The following is a 19478-nucleotide window of genomic DNA, read 5'->3' as shown; positions in this document are numbered from 1 at the left end:
CGGATGCGACCGCTCCGCGTCATCGGCAACATCTCCCGGGACCACACCCGCTACCCCAACCACCGCGGCGGCCGCCAACTCGGAGGAGCCGCCCTCCTGCTCTCCCGCGCCGCCGCCCGCGCAGGCCGGCCCGCCACCCCCGTCTCCGTCATCGGCACCGACCTCGCCCAGATCCCGCACCTGCCCGAACTCGCCGCCCTCGACTGGTCGGCACTACGCCAAGAAGACGGCCCGTCCGCCGCCTTCGTCATCGACTACGACGACCACGGCCAGCTCACGGACCTGACAGCTCACTACGGCGTCGCCGAGCACCTCACCCACCACGCCCTCGACGACATCGCACGCCACCCGGACAGCACCTACCACCTGTGCTGCCGCCGCCCGCTCGACGTGCCCGCCCTCCTGACCGCCCTGACCACGGGCGACACGGACTTCAGCATCGACTTCTTCCTGCCCAGCGCCCCGGAGATGATCCAAGCCGCCCGCCCCTGGCTCTCCCGAGCCGCCACCGTGTTCGTCAACGCCGCCGAGCACCAGCTGCTCACCCAGGTGGCCAGCCCGGCCGACCTGAAGGAAATCGTCGTGACAGACGGCCCGGGAACCGCACGGATCCTCCACCACGGCCTCCAGACCGCAACGTCCAGACCGCCCGTGACCGCAGATGGAGAGGTGACCGGGGCCGGCGACACCTTCGCCGGCACCTTCCTCGCCCTCCAAGCGCAAGGAGCCGCACCCAGGACGGCTCTGGCCGGCGCCACCCTGGCGGCCGCAGACCAGCTCAGCGCGCCACCGCTGCCGATCCCCGGACCACGCCACCCCTGAGCCCTCCCGACGGGAGCCCACCGGTGTACTACATCGCCCACCGGCTGTTCGCCGCCCACGACCGCGCCCTCGCCGCCCAACTCGCCCAACGCCTCGCCGCCACCACCGGCCCCGACACCGTCTTCCTCCCCTTCTGCGACACCGACGAGGAAGACCTGGTCGCCGACGTCAAAGGACACCGCCTCTTCCAACTGGACCGCGACCGACTCCACACCCTCCACGCAATGATCGCCATCCTCCACGGACCCAGCCTCGACGACGGCGTCTGCATGGAAATCGGCTACGCCCACACCCTGGGCGTCCCAGTGACCGTGCTCAGCACCGACTTCCAGACCTACTCCCTCACCGACGACGGACCACGCCTGGAATTCCCCGACCCCCTCGTCCAGACCATGGCACGCCACACCGTCCGCACACCCCACCTGGTCCCAGCACACGAGAGCTATGGCGCGCCGCCCGCAGGACGGTTCGCCGTCTTCCACGAGCGAAACCGCCTCCAAACGCACGCGGCCCTGGACGCCGTCCTCAAAGCCCTCCACGACGCACCCGCACCAGAGACCGGGCGGAAGGCCCACCGCCCCCCGGGTAACCGCACCCTCTTCCTCGAGCCATCCCCCTACCACCCCTTCCCCCACACACTGGCCGAGGCAGCCCAGGCCTGCGGCTACCAGGTGCACGCAGCCGAACGCTTCACCGCCACCAACCCCAGCGCGGCCGCACAGCGAGACCTGGACAACGCCAGCCGCGCCAGCGTCCTGCTGGCGGACGTCTCCGGCCCGGAAACCCCGCCCGGAGCCGCCCTGCTCATCGGCGCCGCAGCAGCCCGCGGGGCACGCGTTGGCGCCTACCAAACGCACACCGTGTTCACGCACGCCGACGGACGGGAACCGAACTGGCGCAACCTCATGATCCAGTACGCCAGCGACGCCCGCCTCGACAGCCCCCAGACGCTCGTATCCTGGCTCCGCCCATGAACCTCGACGCGATAGCAGCCGACCGGCAGACCCTGGCCCTCGACGGCTGCGACGGCGTCGGCAAGAGCACCCTCGCCGCCCACCTGTCCGACAAATACGGCTTCACCGTCGTCCACTCGCCCCGCACACCCGACCACCAGGACCTGACCAGCCGCTACCGCACCCTCCTCAACCAGCCGGGAAAGCTCCTGCTGGACCGGTGCTTCATCAGCGAACTCGTCTACGGCCCGCTCTTCCGGGGCCGCTCCCGCATCACCCACGCCCAGGCGATCGACCTCGCCGAGACCCTGGCCACTCGCCAAGGGCTCTTCATACACCTCACCTCACCGCCAGCCATTGTCCACGGACACGCGGTCATCCGGGTGAGCGGACATTGCACCTCTTTGTGGGCGGACAGTTCATCTCCTTGTGCGGTGTGACTTTTCGTCCCTCGACTGGCTCAGTGCAGTGGCTTGACGCCCTTGCCCGTGGTTGCCTGGGTGAGCCGGAGGCTGCTGCCCTCGGTCAGGACGATGTGCGCGTGATGCAACAGCCGGTCGACTGCTGCCGTGGCGAGCGTCTTGGGCATGATCGAGTCGAATCCCGACGGATGCAGGTTCGAGGTCACGATCACGGACCTGCGTTCGTAGGCGGCATCGATCACCCGGTAGAACGCCTCGGCGGCGGCCTGGCCGGACGGCAGCATCCCGATGTCGTCCAGGATGATGAGGTTGGCCCGGGTGATCTTCGCGATCGCCTTCGCGACGGAGTTGTCGACGGTGGCCCGGCCGACGTGGGCGGTCAGCGATTCGAGGCTGAACCAGGCGACTTGCATGCCCCGGTCGATGGCCTTGTGGGCCAGGGCCTCGGCGAAGTGGCTCTTGCCGGTGCCCGACGGGCCGGCGATGGCGAGGTTCTCCGACCGGCCGACCCATTCCAGCGTCATCAGGGCCTGCTGGGTCGGAGCGGGGATGGAGGAGTCCTCCTCCCGCCAGGAGCTGAACGTCTTGCCGGTGGGCAGGTTCGCCTGCTTGCGGTGGCTGCGGCGGGTCGCCGCCTCCCGGCCCTTGATCTCCTCTTCCAGCAGGATCCGCAGCACTTCGGCCGGGTCCCAGCGTTGCGACCGGGCGGTGGCCAGCACGTCCGGGGCCGCCTTGCGCAAGTAGGGGAACCGCATCCGCTTCAGGACGGATTCCAGATCGGCCGGGATCGGCGGCGGGGCCGGTGAGGAGGGGACCGGAGACGGGGCCGGGACGGGCTGGTCGGTTTCCGGGTCCAGCAACGCGATGCCGGTCATGGAAGATTCCTTTCTGCCGGGCCGCCGTTGCGGCCGAAGTCAGCCCAGGCGGAAGTGCCGGGCTGAACGGAGTGGGCCTCGTCGGCGACGACGAGGTCGGCGGGACGGACGCCGGACTTGCGATGCTGGACGATGGAGAGCAGGTCGTCCTCGGCGAATCGGCCCGCGGTCGCGGCAAGCCCCAGCGACATGTCGACCTCGGCGACACTGACCAGGGCCGCGAGCTCGACGGCGGCGGCCATCTTCACCCGCATCCGGGTGGTCCCCGCCGCAGCGGCCTCGATCAGCCAGGACTTCGCCCCGGGACCGAGCGCGAGGAAGGCTTCCTCGGCGGCATCGACGGGCCGGGGCCGCGGCGGCTTCGGTGAACCGTCCATCTCCTGCGGGTGGTTGGGATAGTGCTCGGCGAGGATGACCGGACGGCCGGGCAGAGCGATCTCGTGCCGGGCGACTTCCGCCAGGCCGGCCGGGCCCTGCATCCATTCCGGCCGGTGAGCCAGCTTCGACAGGTCGGCCACGACGACCAGCTCGTCGCCGTCGACCCTCACCCAGGCTTCCTGGCCGACCAGCCCGGACGGCGTCGAATAGCGCACGGACCCGAAACGGACGGTCTGGTCCCGCAGCACCTGTCTCGACTCGCCCAGCGCGAGCGTGTGAGGCGCCGGCGGCAGCGGATGCAGCCTGGTCCGCTCGACGTCGAGCATCGAGGACGGAGCCTTGCCCGTCTCGCGGTGGGTCCGGTTGTTCACCGTCTGGCAGAAGATCGCGCACTCGCCGCGGAGCTCGGCGAACGAGTCGTACTCCTTGCGGAGATTCGCCGTCGTGGGCACCAGATCCGCCTTCGCGATGCGGACCGTCGCCTCCGACCCGCCTTTGGACTCGGGATCGAAGGGGACACACGTGTGAACCTGCATCCCGTAATGCCGCCCCGTCGCGACGACTTGGGGATGACGGACCGCGATGCCGGCGACCCGGTCGATCGTGACCGTCTTCTCGTTGTCGGTCAGCGCATAGGTCGGCGCCCCGCCGATCGCCCGCAAGGTCGAGTCGATGCAGGTCACCAGCGTCGGCAGAGTCCGGTCCCAGGTCGGGATCACCACCCGGAACCGCGACCAGGCCAGCCACGCGCAGAACAACAGCGTCACGCGGGGCTCACCGCCGCCCGGGCCCGGGACCTTCGGCCCCCAGCCCCAGTCGAACTGCAACCACAGCCCCGGCTCGGTGATCCAGGGCCGATAGGTCCGCTGGTTCCCGGCCCGCCAGGCTTCCTTCGCCTTCGCCACCGCCCGCCGGGTCGTGCGCTCATCACCGGTGAACCCCAGCAGGACCAGGCGGTCGTGGAGCTTGTCGGCCCGCACCCTGCCCTGCGATCGGTCGACCCACTCCTCGATCTTCGGCATGAACGGGTCGATCATCTTCGGCCGGCGGACGAGACCGGTTGGCCGACCGGTGTCCCTCATCCGTGCGTAACGTCGCACGGTCTTGGGATCGACCCCCGCCAGCGCAGCCGCGGAATGCGCACATTCAGTGGCGTCCAGGGCCTCGAAGATTTCCATGATCTCCCTGTCAGACTTCTTCAACGTCCCTCCGGGTGGTCGGTCTCAATGCCAGGCAGCACTGAGCCAACCCCCGGAGGGATCGTCTGTTCGGAACCGACACGAATGGGTCCACGGAGAGGGAGATCAGCTGTCCGCCCAGCGGGGGCCGTCCCGTCCGCCTACAAGGATCTTGCGCTGTCCGCTCTCAGCCATCGTGAGCCAACGCCTGACAACCAGGGACGGGCACGCTCCCGCCCTGGACGAGATCAACGAACTCCTCACCGCCTACCAGCGCGTATTCGGCTCACTGGCCCCCCACACACCGGTCGTCACCATCGACACCACGACTCCCGGACCACCCACACCAGGATGAGATTCCGTCCGATCCTCCACGCGCACACCGTGCCCCTCGTTACGCTGCCGGTGCCACTACCGCACCGCGCGCCGGAGGAGCCTTGGACATCCGATCCGCCCAGAAACTCGCCTGGGAGAACAAGACAGAAAAGGGATTCAACACCACCAACACCCCCCTTGAGTTCGGTTTGCTCACCGCCGAAGTCAGCGAGGCATTCACCGCCTGGCGCAAAGGCCTTCCCGACTTCGGCGAAGAACTGGCCGACGCCTTCCTCTATTTGACAGCACTGGCTGAAATGAACGGAGTCGACCTCGACCACGAGGTCACACAGAAGATCGAGAAGAACGCAAAACGCACCTACCAGCGCAACGCCCACGGCGCGCACATCCGTGTCAGCGACGGATGAAGGCAGTTGCGGCCAGAGCACCATTGGGCCCTTGAGCTCAGGTGCCGACCGAGGTCTCTCACCGAACGCCGGCCTGGGGAGCCGCCGAGGGCACGCCATGCCGTCCACCCCGGCAGTACGGGTTCGTACCGGTGAGGGCCTGGTGCAGCTCCTCGGATTCGTTTGGCCTCCTGCCAGGACCACCCATCGGGTGTCGTTCCCGTAGGCGAGGGCCGCGGGCGGGATCTCGACGCGGGCGCCGCTGGCGCCGTCGCCGCCTTGGGTAGCCCCGCTGTTCTGCCTGTGAGGTGGTCGTTCGCGTCGCGACGACTTTGCGAAGACCAGGCGCACCTGGTTTGGATGGCGGCTTTCGATGACACCGGCTACGCCCTCGGCGCCCGCATCTCCTACTACCGCAACCTCGACCACGACGCCAAACCGGCAGCATTCCGCCCCAGCACCGCGCCGCACTGGACCAGCGGGGCGTGATCTGGCGCCGGGCACCCGTTTCGGCCAGCCACCCGGAAAGCTCGACGCGTTCACCCGCGCCTACGGCTACGACCCGCGCGCCTGGGAAGGACTCCCCGTCCTGATCGCCATACGCGACCTCCACACCCTGGGGTCATTCATCAGGCGAGCCGACACCGGAGACGCCCAGGCCGCCATGCAACTGCAACACCGCCTGGACACCCTCCGTTCAGGAGACACAACGACGCGCTGGGACATTTTCTGACACCCCAGTCTCAGTCGGCGGCACGGTGCGGGAACGCCGAGCCGGTGTCCCGCAGATACTCGCCCCTTCATGAGCTCGCCGGCATCTCTTCGCTGGTCAGCTTGTCATTTAACGACCGGCATCGAACGCGGCTCGAACTTGATCGGTGTTTCCGCAGTTCAGCGGACACGTAGGCGGCCTTCGTCTGATCCTGTGCTCCGTCACAGAGTGGATCAGCGCGAAGGCCGTGGTCGTGAGTTTGGTGCGTCAGGGTGTCCTGCGGGATGCGTTCGCGGAAGTGTCACACTTCCGGTCGGAGCTGTACGCGTGTCTGACTGCGCGGGGCGACGCGTTGTTCGAGTTATGCGACGCGCTGCTGTGCACGGACGGGCCGGTGCGGACGCTGGTCGGCCTCGCGCTCGCGCCCGAACACCGCCGTGGGCACGGGGCTCTGTACGGCGGACTGAACCAGGGCCGGATCGACGTCGCCCGGCTGCGTCGTGCCCTGGCTGGGCTGCCGTTGCCGAGGGCGGCGGACGGCCGGCTCGTGCTGGCGGTGGATGTCTCGCCGTGGCTGCGACCGGATGCCAGCACGTCTGCTGACCGGGCCTTTTGCCACACCTTCGGCCGGGGCGAGGGCAAGCATCAGATGGTGCCCGGCTGGCCGTACTCGGTGGTGGCCGCGCTGGAGACCGGCCGCACGTCCTGGACGGCAGTGCTGGACGCGGTCCGCCTAGAGCCCGGCGCCGACGTCGCCGCGGTGACCACCGTGCAGATCCGAGAGGTCGTCGAGCGGCTGGTCGCCGCCGGCCAGTGGCGGCCGGGCGACCAGGAGGTCCTGGTCGTGCTGGACGCCGGATACGACGCCCCGCGCATCGCTCACCTGCTGGGTGACCTGCCCGTCGAGGTCCTCGGCCGGCTCCGTTCAGATCGCGTGATGCGGCGTCCGACACCCTCCCGCCATGAGTTCCACCTGGCCAACCCCAAGGGCGGCCGGCCGCCCAAGCACGGCGGCGAGTTCGTCTTCGGCGACCCCACCACCTGGGGTGTCGAGCAGGCCGTGACGGTCACGGACACCCGGCTCTACGGGCAAGCGACCGCGCAGGCGTGGGACCGTCTGCACCCGCGGCTGACCCGCCGGGCCGCGTGGCTCGACCACGACGGGCCGTTGCCCATCATCGAGGGCACCGTCATCCGGCTGGTCGTGGAGAAGCTGCCCAGCGGCGGGGTGAACAAGCCGGTCTGGCTGTGGTGGTCGCGCGCCGGCGCCACCGAAGCGGACGTCGACCGCTGCTGGCAGTCATTCCTCCGCCGCTTCGACATCGAGCACACATTCCGCCTCTTCAAGCAGACCCTCGGCTGGACCAGGCCCCGGCTTCGCAGCTCGGAAGCGGCCGACCGATGGACCTGGCTCGTGATCGCCGCCTATGCCCAGCTCCGGCTCGCCCGACCGCTGGCCACTGACCTCCGCAGACCCTGGGAGAAGCCGGCTCCGCCGAACAAACTGACACCCGCCCGCGTCCGCAGAGGGTTCAGAAACCTCCACACCAAGACCGGCTCTCCGGCCGGTGCACCGAAACCGTCCCGGCCCGGCCCAGGCAGGCCGCCGGGCTCGAAGAACCGCCGCCCAGCCACCCGCCATGACGTGGGCAGAGTCCTCGCCACCGGCGAGGCATTCAGCCGCCCCACCCACCACAAAGTCGGCACAAAACCGCGCCGAACTGGTTAAAAAACAAGCTATGTGCCTGTTTCTGAACCTTGTATCAGCAGGTCAAGAGCCGCAGGCCCGAAGTGGGTACTTTGCGCAAGCGTTCGGGGAACGGTCACGGTGACCATTCCCCGAACGGCAACTGCCCGGCCTGGTGTGGCGAGCGAAAGAACGGCGAGCACAGGTTGCGGGCGCATCTGGACGGAGGTGCACTTGTCGCCGCATCGAGGAGGCAAGCCATAGCATCGCAGAAGCGAGGCATGAAGGGCAGAATGGCCCGAAAATCCGAGGGGCAGGGCCCTAATGGATCAGCATATGCAAGGTCTAAAGCCCCGAATATCGCCGAGCTTGGCGGTCACCCTTCCCATGATCGTTTGCGCATGCCAAGGTCATGACATCCCGGCCAGCCACCCCCCTCCACCGGCTGCGCCGGGGCCCGCACATCACCCATGAAGGGGCTTTCATGAACCACCGTCAGCGCTTGGTGAGCAGCTTCGCCGTCTTCATCAGCACGGCAGCTCTCACCCTCGGAACCGCCTCCGTCGCCTTGGCCAGCGACGCCCCCTCTCAAGCCGAAGGCACTGCGGCCACGGTCGAGAAGGCCACCGGCACCACCAGCATCGCCCCAGCCCCGGCCTCAGGTACCACGATCCCCCAGCGTTCCACGGGGGACGCGAAGACTATCGCCGCAACGGGCGACGCCGTATCCATCGCACTTCCCAGCAACAACAACGTCATCGGCACCAAGGCCGGCAAGAACACCACCGTCTACCCCGGAGCGGCCAAGGCCACCGACCTCGCGATCCAGCCCACCACTGACGGCGGCCTCCGCACCCTGGCCGTCCTCAAGAACGCCACCGCCCCGCGCGAACAGCGCTACGACATCGGCCTGCCCGACGGCGCCCGCCTGGTCAAGCTCAATACCGGCGCCGTCGCCGCAGTCACCAAGAACGGCACGTTCCTCGGCGGTTTCACTACACCCTGGGCCAAGGACGCTACCGGCAATCCCATACCCACCAGCTACCGCATCGACGGCAACGCCCTCATCCAGTCGGTACAGACCACGGACTCCACAGCCTTTCCCGTCGTCGCCGACCCCAAGTGGGTGAACGACGCCGCAAAGGGCGCCGCCATGGGACTGGCCACCGGGTGCGTGAGCGGAGCCGTCGCCGGAGGAGGAGCTGGATGCATCCCCGGGGCGGTCGCAGGAGGTCTGGGCGGAGCCGTCGCCGGAGTCGTCGGCGGCTTGTTCGACTGACAGGCGACGCTGTCGCCCTTCCAAGCGTCGATGACATGACTGGTCAGGAGTACAGCGATGGCAGATGACTTGAAGAATCGTTACACCGGCGCCGAGCGGATGGCCTCGCTTGCAGTGTCAACCGGCATGGGAGTGTTCCTCGGCCTCAGCGTGAGCGACCAGTCCTGGGAAGCTTGCATCTTGTGGGGGCTGGTCGGATGCATCGCCGTAGTGCCGCTAGGCATAGGCGCCACCCGAGTCGCCCGGTACGTGAGCAGGCGGCGAACACCCTGACACCTTCGCGGGTCCAGTCCTTACCGCTCCCGAACCCCCGGAAGGTACGGGCACGTTAGCCTGGTACCAGCGTGCTCACCGTCATCACCTTGAGGTCGATCAAGGTCGCGGCCACCTGGTGGGCTCCCGGTGACGCTGATGACCGTCAGCGCTACGGCGTTCGTAGCGCTCTTTCGCTCGCGCCACACCAGCCTGGGCAGTTACCGTTCGGGGAACCGTCACCGTGACCGTTCCCCGAACGCTTACGCAAAGTAGCTATAAGCACCTAATTCGGGCCTGTGGCTCTTGACCCGCTGATACGAGGTTCGTGGGTGTTTCGAATCCGCGGCCCGAGCTGGCTAACTGAGCCGCTGTCGATCACGAGGCGGCGCCGGTGGCCGTACTCTACCGGGACTTGGTCACTCAATCGATGTCCGCCAGGATCCGGTGGACCGTGTAGGACACGCCGGCCTGCCGGTGTTCCTTCGGCCACCGCGAGGCCACCCACCTGGCCGTCTTCACCGTGCCGGCCTTCAGGCCGATGTCCTCGGCCAGCCGCCGCAGCGACTCGGCGACCGTCCACTGCGGATCCGCCGCGACGACCCCGCCCCGGGGCCGCATCGGCTCGATCTCCAGCGCGCGGCCCCCGATCGTGAACTGCCCACGCGTCTGCTGCTCGACCACGTCCCGCAGCTCGGCCACGATCTGCTCGTAACGGGACTGGCTGACGTTCCCGATCTTCTCGACTGCCTCCGGCATGGTCTCTCACCACCCATGCGGGACCCGGCACGGCTCTGTTGTCCGTGAACAGGACAGGACCCGCTTCCTCACCGAGAGTCAGACCGAAAATCCGTAGATCACAATGAATGACCGCAATTGAACGAACCATGAACAAAGTTGGGCCCCGGATGGGTTCGACCAGCGGTCACTGTGACCGATCGGCGAACGGTGCCTTCCGCTTCCTCCAGGCCCTCATCACGCATCGCCGCGAGCAATAACGCGCGTCCGACCGGCGGTCGACGCCGGCCACCCACCGGGCCCCGCACTCCGGGCACTCGACCTCGCCGACACCGCCCTGGACGGCCGCCAGCCGCTTACGCAACCGCCGTTCCGCCCTCCACTGCCTGGCACGACACGGCGACGAGCAGAACACCGCCCCGGGCCGGGCCCCTGGCCTCAGCCGCTCGCCACAACCCCGACAGGTCCTCACCCCGGCCGACCCGGCGCCCTCCGACACCACGCCAGCGTAGGCCGCCCAGCCTACTCAGGAACGGGGTTTAGAAACTTCCCAATGCCGTTGTCAAGCCGCTGCGGTGGCCGTTGGCGCCCCTTGGTAGCACGCTCCGTCACGGATCATGGCCCAGAGAACGTTGACTCGGCGGCGGGCGAGGGACAGCAATGCCTGCTGATGGTTCTTGCCCTCCTTGCGCTTGCGCTCGTAGTACGTCCGCGAGGCCGGGCAGGTTCTCAGGCTGGCCAGCGAGGAGAGGTAGAAGGCTCGCAGAAGTCCGCGGTGGAAGCGGTTAGGTCGTCGCATGTTGCCGCTGACGCGGCCGGAGTCGCGTGGAACAGGTGCCAGGCCGGCGAAGGTGGCCAGACGGTCGGCGGTGCCGAAAAGCTCCAGGTCACCACCAGTAGCTGCGATGAACTCAGCCCCGAGTCGGGGGCCCATCCCGGGAGGCTGTTGATCACCTTGGCGTGCTGGTGCTGGTGAAACCGGGCCTCGATGAGGGCGTCAACCTCGGCGATCTCCTCATTGAGAGCGATCACCCCCTTCGCGAGACGGGCGACCAGGGACGCGGCGAGCTTCTCGCCAGGCAGGGCAGTGTGCTGGGCCTGTGCCGCCTCGACCGCCGCCCGGGCCAGCTCGGTCGGGCCCCTGACCTTGCGGTTCTTCAGCCAGGTCTCGATGCGCTTGGCACCGGTGCGGCGGATTGATGCCGGTGTCTGATAGCCGGTCAGCAGCATGACCGGCCCCTGGTTGGTCAGCGTCAGCACGCGTTCGAGCCCGGGGAAGATCTCTAGCAGCTGGGCGCGGAGCCGGTTGATCTGCCGGGTGCGGTCGCACACCAGGTCGGCGCGGCGGGAGCTGAGGAGCCGCAGGTCGACGGCCACTTCGTCGCCGGGCCTCAGGACACCGAGGTCGCGGCGCATCCGGGCCTGGTCGGCGATGATGTGCGCGTCCTTGGCGTCCGTCTTGCCTTGACCCCGGTAGGCAGCGGAAGCATGGTGCACCGCCAGGCCGGGAAGGTAGACCAACGGTTGCTCGTGGTCGAGCAGCAGGCCGATGGCCAGGGCGGCGCCGCCGCGGTTGATGTCCACCGCCCACAGCACGTCCTCGGAGAGATCCAGGACGTCGCCGATCAGCTCCAGGAGCTGCGTTTCGTCGTTCAGGACCCGCCGCGACAGAAGCCGTTCTCCTGTCGCGTCGATCACCACGCAGTGGTGATGTTCTTTGCCGATGTCTAACCCGGCCCAGATCTCGGGCACGGTCACCTCCGCCAGGTCGTCGTCACGTTCGCCCTGCAGACGACCTCGCCGGCACTGTCCTACGAAGCGATCAAGTCGCGTATCCCAATCAGCGGTCGAGTCGTCGCGGGCTCCGGGCGGCCAAGTTTCTGAAGCCATCCGACGGCTACACGTTGTCAGCCATACCCAGAGCCCCGGGCCCCACCGATCCTACGAATGACCGGCCCGGACCCGCCCCTGAAACGTAGGACACGTAGTCAGAGACGGTCCAAGGAACGCCGCCGGAGGGGCCCTTGCTGGCGTGATTCAAATGGTGCTTGCCCGGCACCCGCGGATGTCTGCCGGCGCGTGGACTGCCTCTGCGGCGGCTTGGACCGCCGTCGACAGGGCGGCCGCGTGTTCCGCGCGCGAGGTCGCATCCTGAGCAAGGGCAGCTTCGACGAAGTCGGCCATTTCCTTCTTGCCGTGTCCGAAGTCAGCGGACGCTTCTCGGAGGCGTGGGTAGGCGGTTGCGATCGCGCCGGCGATGCGCTGCTGCCACTGAAGAGTGGCAGCCTGCGCCCCAGGCCCGCGCAGCTGGTCCATGATCACGTCGTAGGGAGTGTGCACGTGGCGCAAGTAGTTGACGCACCAGCGGCTCAGCAGTGCCTCGCCCGCCATTCGGGCAGCCGCCATAGTCACCGGGCTCAAGGGATTCCGCTCGTTGTAGTGCTGGACGGCCCGGCGGCACACCTCCCCCCAGGACCAGCGGGGCACCGAGATAGGAGTGATGGTGGCAAGCTCCATCAGAGCAGCCGCACGCCCTCCTTCCATGGCCTCACGGGCCGCACGCCGGGGTGCCTGGGCTGCTTTTACGGCAGATGAACGCAGGCGGGAGGCCCGCCGCCACTCCTGCCATGCTGGTGAGGCTTCCACGCGGGCGACCCGCTCCACGGCATAGAGGCGCATCGGGGGGCGGCCCCTCGGAATCGCGGGTTACAGCGGGTCGCGTCGGGCGGATCGAGGAAGCGGCGCATTCCAGCGTCCGTCCACCCCCGCGCCTTCAGCGCGGTGGCCGTGGCGTACTCGATATCTCGACCCACAAGCGCAATATAGGGCGAAATGGACGCATGGGGGAGTAGGTGGGCAACGAAGAGGCTGGTGTGTTCCTGACGGCTGCGGCAGGAGGACTCCGGCCGCTGCGGGGAGGCTAACGCGTCGTCCGCCTCCCCGCAGCAGGAAGTGCGAGGTGCCGCAGGGGCTCCACCGGCGGAGCGAAAGAACCCCGTCATTGGGCAACGCGCTCCGCGCCGCGCACGCCGCTGACGGAGCGGGGAGCGCCGCCGGCAGGAAGGACCAGTGGCGACCTGCCCGCCGGTGGCGGCCCGGCTCAGCAGCGCCACCCCGTAGTGCAGTCGCCATTCGGGTGCGCGCGCCACGGCCCGTCGCCAGGGAGATGCAGGGGTCCGCTACGCCGCTCACTCCTCTGATCCCGTCCCGGCTCCCTTCCATGCGGATCGTTCAAGGTAGGGGCGCAGCACCTGCACACGGGCACCACGCTCATTGAGCCAGCGCTCCAGGGCCGCTCCGCCCCACTCGCGCAGGCCGTCGTCGTCGGCGCTACCCGTGTCGTCGTCGGCGATGGTAGCCGGTCCGAAGAGCGTTCCCGTCAGACCCTCGAGGACCGTTCCACGGTCTATGGTCACCTCGAAGGACGTCATGTTCACGGTTGCTCCGGAGAGGTCCGCACCGTGCAGCCGCACGGTGTCCAGGAAGGCGCCGTTGAGTCGGGCGCCGCGCAGGTTCGCGCCGGTCGCGTCCACGTCGTGGAGTTCAGCACTTCCCAGGTTGGCCTCCTGCAGATTCGCCCCGCGCAAGGACGCTTCCTCGAGGATGGCCTTGCTCAGGCAGGCACCCGAGAGATCAGCCCCCGTGAGGTCGGCTGCCTCCAGGTGGGCTCGGGACAGGCACGCTCCAGTGAGTGTGACCCCGCGAAGGTCCGCCTCGCCCAGAAGGCCGGAGGCGAAATCCACCCGCGTGAGATCGGCTCCCCTCAGATCGAGCGACGTCGCGTCAATAGTCCGGCCGTCCTCGGCGGATTCCCATTCCGCCAGCCACCCGGCGGCCTCTTCGTCCGTCGGCAGCTTCCTGATCCGCCGCCCGCCATCGCATGCCGTCTCCCGCACAGTGCGCCCCTCCTCGTGCCCGGCTTTGGTATTCAGTCGTCTACGGTCATCGCGAGCAGGGCAATGTGCGACCATGTGACCAGCAGAAAGGTCTTTCTCCAAGTCGCTGGACATCCTTCGTCTTCGAGGACGACATCCGCGGCCATGCGCACGCTTCCCAGGTGCTGCTCGACGGTCCTGGCGACGGCGAGCGCCCCGTCTTTCCCCGGCCCCGGCCGACCGTCGCAGGCGGCTCGTCGTGCCGTCCTGTCGATGGCCTGCCCCAGTTCACCAGCCCAGCGCGACGGGGGCTTCAACGGCCGTACGCCCGTCACCGCCTCGGAAGGAGCCGCCACCGATCGAGCCATTTCTGTCAATGAGGACCGCGGAGGGAAGCCTTCCACGAGAGGCTCAGCCGCGACCAGCGATATACAGACGGCGCGGTCGGCTGCAGTGATTGCTGCCTCCAGCGGGGCCACAACGTCACGGACCGCCGCCTGCGCCGCAGAGGCTGCTCGTGGGGCTGCAGTGTCCGTTCCACCTTTTACCGAACGAGGCCGCGCGCTGCGGGGAGCGGAATTCTTGTCCCGTTTCACGGGATCATCCTCGCAGGACCACACGCACTCGTCCGGCTCGGCATCGCCTGTGATGCCGCACTCCATCTTGCCGCCACCCTCATCTGAGCCCGGCGCTTACCCGGTCCACGAGGTCAGTCGCCCGGACTGAGAAGCCGCTGGAGATGACGATGTCGGCAGCGTAGTAGCCGGACTCCCGCGTCGGCACACGATCCGCAAGCTCTGACACTGACGACCTGGTGCCCATCGGCCAGGCGGATCAGTTCGAGAGCTGTCTCTTCATCCACTGGCCGAGTGTCCCAGAGCCTCCCATGCGTGGGGCAGGCGTCTCGTTCAAGAGACAGTGGCTAGCTGTGTCTCTTTGACGGGTTGGCCAATTGATCGGATGATCGATCCCGGATAGCGATCAATGATGCGATACAGGGCCTCGATCGCGTCGCTGGTGCCGGACGATCCGGTCCCAGGGCGGCGGTGGTGCCGGCCGCTGCCGCACCCCTCAGACCATTGCGTCGCGCGCTTCGTTTGGGGACTCCATGCTTGTCGGTGGCCGGCCTTAGGGTTACCAGGTGAGTGACATCCATGAGCTGATGATTGCCGTTGACCTGCGGGACGAGATCTCCGAGAACGAGCTCGCCGAACTGCGCTGGCATCTGGGGATCGGGCCCCGGCCGGAGCACCTGTCCATCGTCACCAAGTTCCCCGTCGTGGTGGAGGACGACTCGGGGGCCCCCGTGATCGAGGACGATCCTTATCCGCTGCTGGCCGGGCGGGGCGCGGCACTGCGGGTGGGTGGTGTGCTCTGCTCGGCACTGGCCAGTCGCGCGGACCTGCCACGGAAGGGATGGTCGCTGATGTCCCGGCAGGAGGTGCACCCGGAAGAGTTCGAGAGGGTCGGCGAGCTGCTGTGCTGGCTGGCCACAAGGGCTCACGAGATGCACCTGCTCGGGGGTGGCGCGGTCGGGGTCGGATTCCTCAGGTTCTGCGAAGCGAGGGTTCCGGATGTACTTCTGGTCGAGCGCGGGCAGGTCAGCTGGCCGTAACGGCCTGGGCGGCGGTGCCTGCGGTGTGTGGATCCCCGGGGCGGCGTCTTCGAGGCCGGGGTACCTCCCCGCCCGTGGGGTAAGCACCTGGGACACGCCCCTACGCAGTGACGCTGCCGCCGTTCCGCCGTCGCCGTGGCCTTCCGGCGCGCATGGGGCGGAATCCTGAGCCAGGTGGACAACGACCATGGCCGCAACCCTGATACCCGCCCACTCAGCCGGTGCTATCCGCCGGCCGGGCTGGCGGTGCCTATGTGGCGTCTGAGTAGGCGAGGTGGCTTCCGCAGGACCGGCACCGGAACAGGTAGGCGGTCGGTTGGCCGTCCTTGGACAGGGCACTGAGGTACTGCTCGGTCTGTGCCGGCGGCCAAGACGCGTCGGCGAGCTCTTCTCGGAGAACTGCCAGTGCCTCGGGGTAGTTGGCAAGTTCCGTGGCTCCGGCGGTGCCGAGGAAGGCTGCGCCGTCGCCGCAGTGGGTCAGCCAGCGTTCCTGCTGCCAGCCGGTGAAGCCGGGCGTGCGACCGGTGATGACCAGCAGCAGTTCCAGGGGAACGTCGTCCACCACGTCCGTGAACTGGGCTTCGAAGCGTTCCGCGGCGCTTCCATCGGCGATGCACCAGGGACAGAGCCGTCGCTCAAGGTCCTCAACCGCGTAGACCGGGCCGGTATAGATGTAGCCGCGTGCTCGCCTGCAGCAGACGCATACAGTTTCGGAGCAGATGACGGCACCGGTGGCCACCGGATCCGGGTGGTAGGGAAAGTCGGGAAGCGCCTGGGTCACAGTCAGCGACCGTATCAGCCACCTTCTGCCGGACGCTGCGAGGCAACCGCCGGACCAGACTGTTCTCGCCTACGGCTCGTATCAGACTGCTTGCCCGGGTCGGCGCGGGGCGGACGCCGCCCCGGCGGCGGCGCAGCGCGAGGGGCGGGGGAGTGGCTGCGCGGCTCACCGCGCCCCGCTACCCGGTGGCCTTGTGCATGACACCGACCGTCGGAGGAACGACCCTGCCCTACCGCTCAGTTCAGGCATTGTCGGCGGCGGGGTGGAGCATGGTCTCGGCGATCTCGTGGATCCGGTTCAGGCTGATACCGGTTCGCTGTTCAACCGCGAGGGGGTGGTCTGTGGGCTCCAGCTCGATGAGAGGGCGCTGGCCGACCGGGCGGGTGTGGAGGTGAGTCTTCAGATTGATGGTGCTGGGGGAGTAGAGGGAGAGATCGTTGCTCAGCCAGCCAAAGTACGGCTCCTCGGTTTCGCGGCCCGCGGTGTCCCACCTGTCCACGGCACGAGCGAAGTTCTCACGGCTCAGGGAAACCCAGACGCCCCAGGAGAACACGGCATCGCTGCCAATGACCGGTATCTCGATCAGGCCCTTGACGAAGTAGTGCTGGGCCTGGATGACGCACTGGTCCGAGCTGAGCAGACAGTCCGAACGATCGGAGAAGCTCTCGTGCCACACGTAGGGCGCGGTGGTTGAGTAGTCCATCGGGAGCTCCGGGTGCTGTGCTCCGCAGCACGAGCAGGTGAAACCGGCATCGTTGGTCATGGCCGGAGCCTAATCGGCCCGGGTGGCGCCACCTCGTCCGGGCCGCGGACGACTGCCGCGGTGAAGACGGGCAGTCCTAGGTCCACCAGCTACCCCGGTCGCCCTGCCCTCGCCGGCTTGGGGAGCGGCCCGGACCGAGGGCCAGGAAGAGCGATCTCCTTGGCGGTACGGGCGCCACAGGGCCCACCGTGTGGTGCGGATCGCGGGCCTCCCGGAGCAGCCGCCAACCGGCCGCTCGGTAACGGCGTGCCGGGACAATTGCGGGTGTGCGATCGCTCTCCCTCTGGCGCCTGTTCCATGATCCACTGGTGCCGTGTTGTGCCCGGTGTGGGCGCACTTGATGTCATAAAGGGGGGCCTATGCAGTACGTGTTGACGCAGGCTGTGCGAGTGAGTGCTGGTCTGTCGTACGGCGCTGCCGCCGCGGGGTTTATCTGGGCTCTGGGGATCGACTATCAGCCGGCACCGCATACCGGTGTTCTCATATGTGTGTGGACGGCGGCCGGTTTCGCGGTCCTTCGGGCGGCCCTGCTGTGGGTCCGGCGCATGCACGGCAGACGCCCGGCCCGGCCGACACCGGCTGGTGTGTCCCTGGAGAAGGGTTCGCGTGCGAGCCACCGCCAGGAGCAGAAGTGGGACCTGTTCGACGCCGTGCCGGACGGGTCGGAGGGGTGGGTCAAGGCCCGGCGGCTGGCCGCGAACTTCCTGATCCTCGCGGCATCCATGACCGCAGTCACTCTGCCCTCCCTGCCGGAGCACGACAGTGTGACGGCCACCCTTCAGCGCGCAGGCGCCGAAGTCGCGAACGCCAGCATCGTGGAGCAGCCCCGCGTCATTCGCAAGAGCTACGACGATGATGACCGTGATCGCGTCGTGGGGTACGTGGTCGAGATGGTGGTGTCGGTTCCCCATGGTCCCGCACGTCTCGCCCTCGCCCGGGTTGAGAGGAGCGAGCTGCCGCGCACGGGTGAGCGCCTGCCCGTGCTCTGGTCGCGGGGGAACCCCTCGCTGGGCGGCATTACCGGTACCGCTTCCGAGCTGCACCGGCTGGCGGACACACAGTGGAAGATGAATCTGATGGGAGGAAACGTCTGGGCAGGCGTTGCCCTGGTTTTCGGGCTGTGCATGCTCCCTTGGGTCTTCCTGTTCGCGCTGGGCCTGGAAGGGGAGACTCTCCAGGAACTCGCCTGGTCGCCAGGCGTCCAGTGGGTGCACGCCCTCATCATCCTGTGCGCGGCCTACGGCTACACGCCGGCGCTCAGCGGACACTCAGCCCACGGTCTGCAGGCACTCTTCCAGGCGGGCGGCTGGCTCCTCCTCGCCGGCATGCTCTTCTCCCCCGCCTACCAACTGGTCAAAGAGAACCGCTCCTGAACCACTCACCCACTCATGACCATGGCTTGCCGCGTCCTCCCTCTCGGCTTTGTTCACTTCAAGCAGCAGCGATTGTCTGTTGGCCTGGGCGGCAGTTGTGAATCTTGGGGGCCGTGGATGTTCACGAGAAATGGCAGCGTGGATGACCAGTTGATTCGTGATCTCGTCCGAGCCAGCAGGCGGGGCGGTGGTCGGTTGCAGCGCCGTGGTCACCGAGGCGGCTCTCGTTGGGACTGTCGCTATTGTGCTGTCGTGACTGGCTCTGTGCAGCTTCCGCTGCTGTTTCTCGATGTCGATGGACCGCTCATCCCGTTCGGCGCGGCGCCGCAGGAGTATCCGACCTATGGGACGGGGGCTGAAGAGCTTGGTACCGATGCGAATCCGCTTCTGACCAGGATCAATCCCGAGCACGGACCCCGGCTGGCTGCGCTTTCATGCGAGATCGTCTGGGCGACGACATGGATGGCTGACGCGAACGAGTGCGTCGCCCCCCCCGCATCGGTCTGCCGCAACTGGAAGTGGTGGACTGGCCGGAGCCGTCCGCCATCGATGACCAGGATGAGCGGAACGGGCTGCACTGGAAGACCCGCGCGCTCGTCGAATGGGCGGCCGGACGGCCGTTCGCGTGGGTTGACGACGAGATCACTGACACCGATCGGGCTTGGGTCGCCGCCCGCCACCAGGGACAGGCCTTGCTCCATCGCGTCGATCCCCGCCACGGCCTGACAGATGGCGACTTCACGGCTCTCGACTCGTGGCTGCGCCTTCTGGCCTGACGCTTCGCTGAAGGCAGCAAGGGGCTCGGCAGCCTTTGTTTGGGGACGGCCCGCCGCCCGGGCAGCGGCGAGCCGTCGAGGCAGGCGGCGGCAGAGGTCAGCCGGCCTTGGCCGACTCCTCGGTGCGAGCGCAGGTGCGGCGAGAGCGGTAGAAGTCGGTTCCGGTCGCGATGATGGTCCTGTTGAAGGTGAGACGGTCGACGATGGCCGCACAGAGGCGGGGGATCGTGAACGTCCTGGTCCAGGGTGTACTCCTCGACGAATAACACGTCCATGG

General features: G+C 68.0%; 16 protein-coding genes and 4 pseudogenes. 11 read left to right on the top strand and 9 right to left on the bottom strand.

From position 1 onward, the window contains the following. The first annotated feature begins 3 nt into the window (after positions 1-3). Genes JO379_RS00975 through JO379_RS00965 form a run of 3 tightly spaced genes read left to right on the top strand, consistent with a single transcriptional unit; the run spans position 4 to position 2215 of the window. Positions 4-822: a PfkB family carbohydrate kinase gene (locus tag JO379_RS00975; RefSeq protein ID WP_209513319.1), complete on the top strand. Its 819-nt coding sequence runs from the start codon at positions 4-6 to the stop codon at positions 820-822. 23 nt (positions 823-845) lie between these two features. Next, positions 846-1796: a nucleoside 2-deoxyribosyltransferase gene (locus tag JO379_RS00970; RefSeq protein WP_209513318.1), complete on the top strand. Its 951-nt coding sequence runs from the start codon at positions 846-848 to the stop codon at positions 1794-1796. After that, positions 1793-2215 carry a nucleoside/nucleotide kinase family protein gene (locus tag JO379_RS00965; protein ID WP_209513317.1) on the top strand — a complete coding sequence of 141 codons (423 nt, stop codon included), beginning with the start codon at positions 1793-1795 and terminating at the stop codon, positions 2213-2215. Before JO379_RS00970 ends, JO379_RS00965 begins: the two co-directional genes overlap by 4 nt. Positions 2216-2235: 20 nt before the next feature. On the opposite strand, the gene istB is transcribed toward JO379_RS00965, so the two are convergent. Then, complete coding sequence (istB, locus tag JO379_RS00960) at positions 2236-3072, bottom strand: IS21-like element helper ATPase IstB (RefSeq protein WP_245381325.1); 837 nt, start codon at positions 3070-3072, stop codon at positions 2236-2238. Then, positions 3069-4628 (bottom strand): IS21 family transposase, encoded by a 1560-nt coding sequence (gene istA / locus JO379_RS00955; RefSeq protein ID WP_209513316.1) that lies wholly within the window; start codon positions 4626-4628, stop codon positions 3069-3071. The genes istB and istA overlap by 4 nt, the downstream gene beginning before the upstream one ends. 196 nt (positions 4629-4824) lie before the next feature. On the opposite strand from istA, the gene JO379_RS00950 reads away from it, so the two are divergent. The 5 genes from JO379_RS00950 to JO379_RS00935 all read left to right on the top strand — a co-directional run bounded on the left by JO379_RS00950 (position 4825) and on the right by JO379_RS00935 (position 9028). Next, positions 4825-4983, top strand: coding sequence for a hypothetical protein (locus JO379_RS00950; RefSeq protein ID WP_209513315.1), 159 nt, complete (start codon positions 4825-4827; stop codon positions 4981-4983). An 82-nt stretch (positions 4984-5065) separates the two neighbouring features. Beyond that, complete coding sequence (locus JO379_RS00945) at positions 5066-5371, top strand: nucleoside triphosphate pyrophosphohydrolase family protein (RefSeq protein WP_209513314.1); 306 nt, start codon at positions 5066-5068, stop codon at positions 5369-5371. Between the two features lie 339 nt (positions 5372-5710). Beyond that, positions 5711-5839, top strand: coding sequence for a hypothetical protein (locus tag JO379_RS33580; protein ID WP_281066566.1), 129 nt, complete (start codon positions 5711-5713; stop codon positions 5837-5839). Between the two features lie 476 nt (positions 5840-6315). Continuing rightward, positions 6316-7791: an NF041680 family putative transposase gene (locus JO379_RS00940; RefSeq protein ID WP_307841830.1), complete on the top strand. Its 1476-nt coding sequence runs from the start codon at positions 6316-6318 to the stop codon at positions 7789-7791. A gap of 442 nt (positions 7792-8233) precedes the next feature. After that, positions 8234-9028, top strand: a complete 795-nt coding sequence (locus JO379_RS00935) for a hypothetical protein (protein WP_209513313.1) — start codon at positions 8234-8236, stop codon at positions 9026-9028. A 678-nt stretch (positions 9029-9706) separates the two neighbouring features. Here the strand turns inward: JO379_RS00935 and JO379_RS00930 are convergent. The 4 genes and pseudogenes from JO379_RS00930 to JO379_RS00915 all read right to left on the bottom strand — a co-directional run. Further along, positions 9707-10039 (bottom strand): annotated as a pseudogene (locus tag JO379_RS00930) (DUF6192 family protein); the annotation flags it as partial. 541 nt (positions 10040-10580) lie between these two features. Continuing rightward, positions 10581-11770 (bottom strand): annotated as a pseudogene (locus tag JO379_RS00925) (IS110 family RNA-guided transposase). Positions 11771-12055: 285 nt separating this feature from the next. Beyond that, positions 12056-12535 carry a hypothetical protein gene (locus JO379_RS00920; protein WP_209513312.1) on the bottom strand — a complete coding sequence of 160 codons (480 nt, stop codon included), beginning with the start codon at positions 12533-12535 and terminating at the stop codon, positions 12056-12058. 671 nt (positions 12536-13206) lie between these two features. After that, entirely contained in the window at positions 13207-13914 is a 708-nt protein-coding gene (locus tag JO379_RS00915) for a pentapeptide repeat-containing protein (protein WP_307841838.1), read from the bottom strand. Between the two features lie 1120 nt (positions 13915-15034). Between JO379_RS00915 and JO379_RS00910 the strand changes: the two genes are divergently transcribed. Then, positions 15035-15508, top strand: coding sequence for a hypothetical protein (locus JO379_RS00910; RefSeq protein WP_209513311.1), 474 nt, complete (start codon positions 15035-15037; stop codon positions 15506-15508). Positions 15509-15758: 250 nt separating this feature from the next. On the opposite strand, the gene JO379_RS00905 is transcribed toward JO379_RS00910, so the two are convergent. Together JO379_RS00905 and JO379_RS00900 are read right to left on the bottom strand one after the other, a co-directional pair. After that, positions 15759-16289, bottom strand: coding sequence for a CbrC family protein (locus tag JO379_RS00905; RefSeq protein WP_209513310.1), 531 nt, complete (start codon positions 16287-16289; stop codon positions 15759-15761). Between the two features lie 241 nt (positions 16290-16530). After that, on the bottom strand, positions 16531-17052 hold the full coding sequence (locus JO379_RS00900; protein ID WP_209513309.1) for a DUF2199 domain-containing protein: 522 nt from the start codon (positions 17050-17052) through the stop codon (positions 16531-16533). Between the two features lie 389 nt (positions 17053-17441). Here JO379_RS00900 and JO379_RS00895 point away from each other — a divergent pair, with 389 nt between their 5' ends. Together JO379_RS00895 and JO379_RS00890 are read left to right on the top strand one after the other, a co-directional pair. After that, entirely contained in the window at positions 17442-18425 is a 984-nt protein-coding gene (locus JO379_RS00895) for a hypothetical protein (RefSeq protein WP_209513308.1), read from the top strand. Between the two features lie 252 nt (positions 18426-18677). Beyond that, positions 18678-19201, top strand: a pseudogene (locus tag JO379_RS00890) (HAD domain-containing protein). 97 nt (positions 19202-19298) lie between these two features. Here JO379_RS00890 and JO379_RS00885 read toward each other — a convergent pair. Continuing rightward, positions 19299-19445 (bottom strand): annotated as a pseudogene (locus JO379_RS00885) (IS21-like element helper ATPase IstB); the annotation flags it as partial. Between the last annotated feature and the right edge of the window lie 33 nt (positions 19446-19478).

The sequence above is a fragment of the Streptomyces syringium genome (genome assembly GCF_017876625.1).
Classification (GTDB): domain Bacteria; phylum Actinomycetota; class Actinomycetes; order Streptomycetales; family Streptomycetaceae; genus Streptomyces; species Streptomyces syringius.
Note: the sequence above shows the minus strand (reverse complement) of the source record. Positions and strands in the feature narration are given on the sequence as shown.

Bases quoted from the DNA above. Each gene is read 5' to 3' on its own strand.
- istA (WP_209513316.1), bottom strand. From the start codon at position 4,628: ATGGAAATCTTCGAGGCCCTGGACGCCACTGAATGTGCGCATTCCGCG.
- JO379_RS33580 (WP_281066566.1), top strand. From the start codon at position 5,711: ATGGCGGCTTTCGATGACACCGGCTACGCCCTCGGCGCCCGCATCTCC.
- JO379_RS00900 (WP_209513309.1), bottom strand. From the start codon at position 17,052: ATGACCAACGATGCCGGTTTCACCTGCTCGTGCTGCGGAGCACAGCAC.
- JO379_RS00920 (WP_209513312.1), bottom strand. From the start codon at position 12,535: ATGGAGCTTGCCACCATCACTCCTATCTCGGTGCCCCGCTGGTCCTGG.
- JO379_RS00935 (WP_209513313.1), top strand. From the start codon at position 8,234: ATGAACCACCGTCAGCGCTTGGTGAGCAGCTTCGCCGTCTTCATCAGC.
- JO379_RS00965 (WP_209513317.1), top strand. From the start codon at position 1,793: ATGAACCTCGACGCGATAGCAGCCGACCGGCAGACCCTGGCCCTCGAC.
- istB (WP_245381325.1), bottom strand. From the start codon at position 3,072: ATGACCGGCATCGCGTTGCTGGACCCGGAAACCGACCAGCCCGTCCCG.
- JO379_RS00975 (WP_209513319.1), top strand. From the start codon at position 4: ATGCGACCGCTCCGCGTCATCGGCAACATCTCCCGGGACCACACCCGC.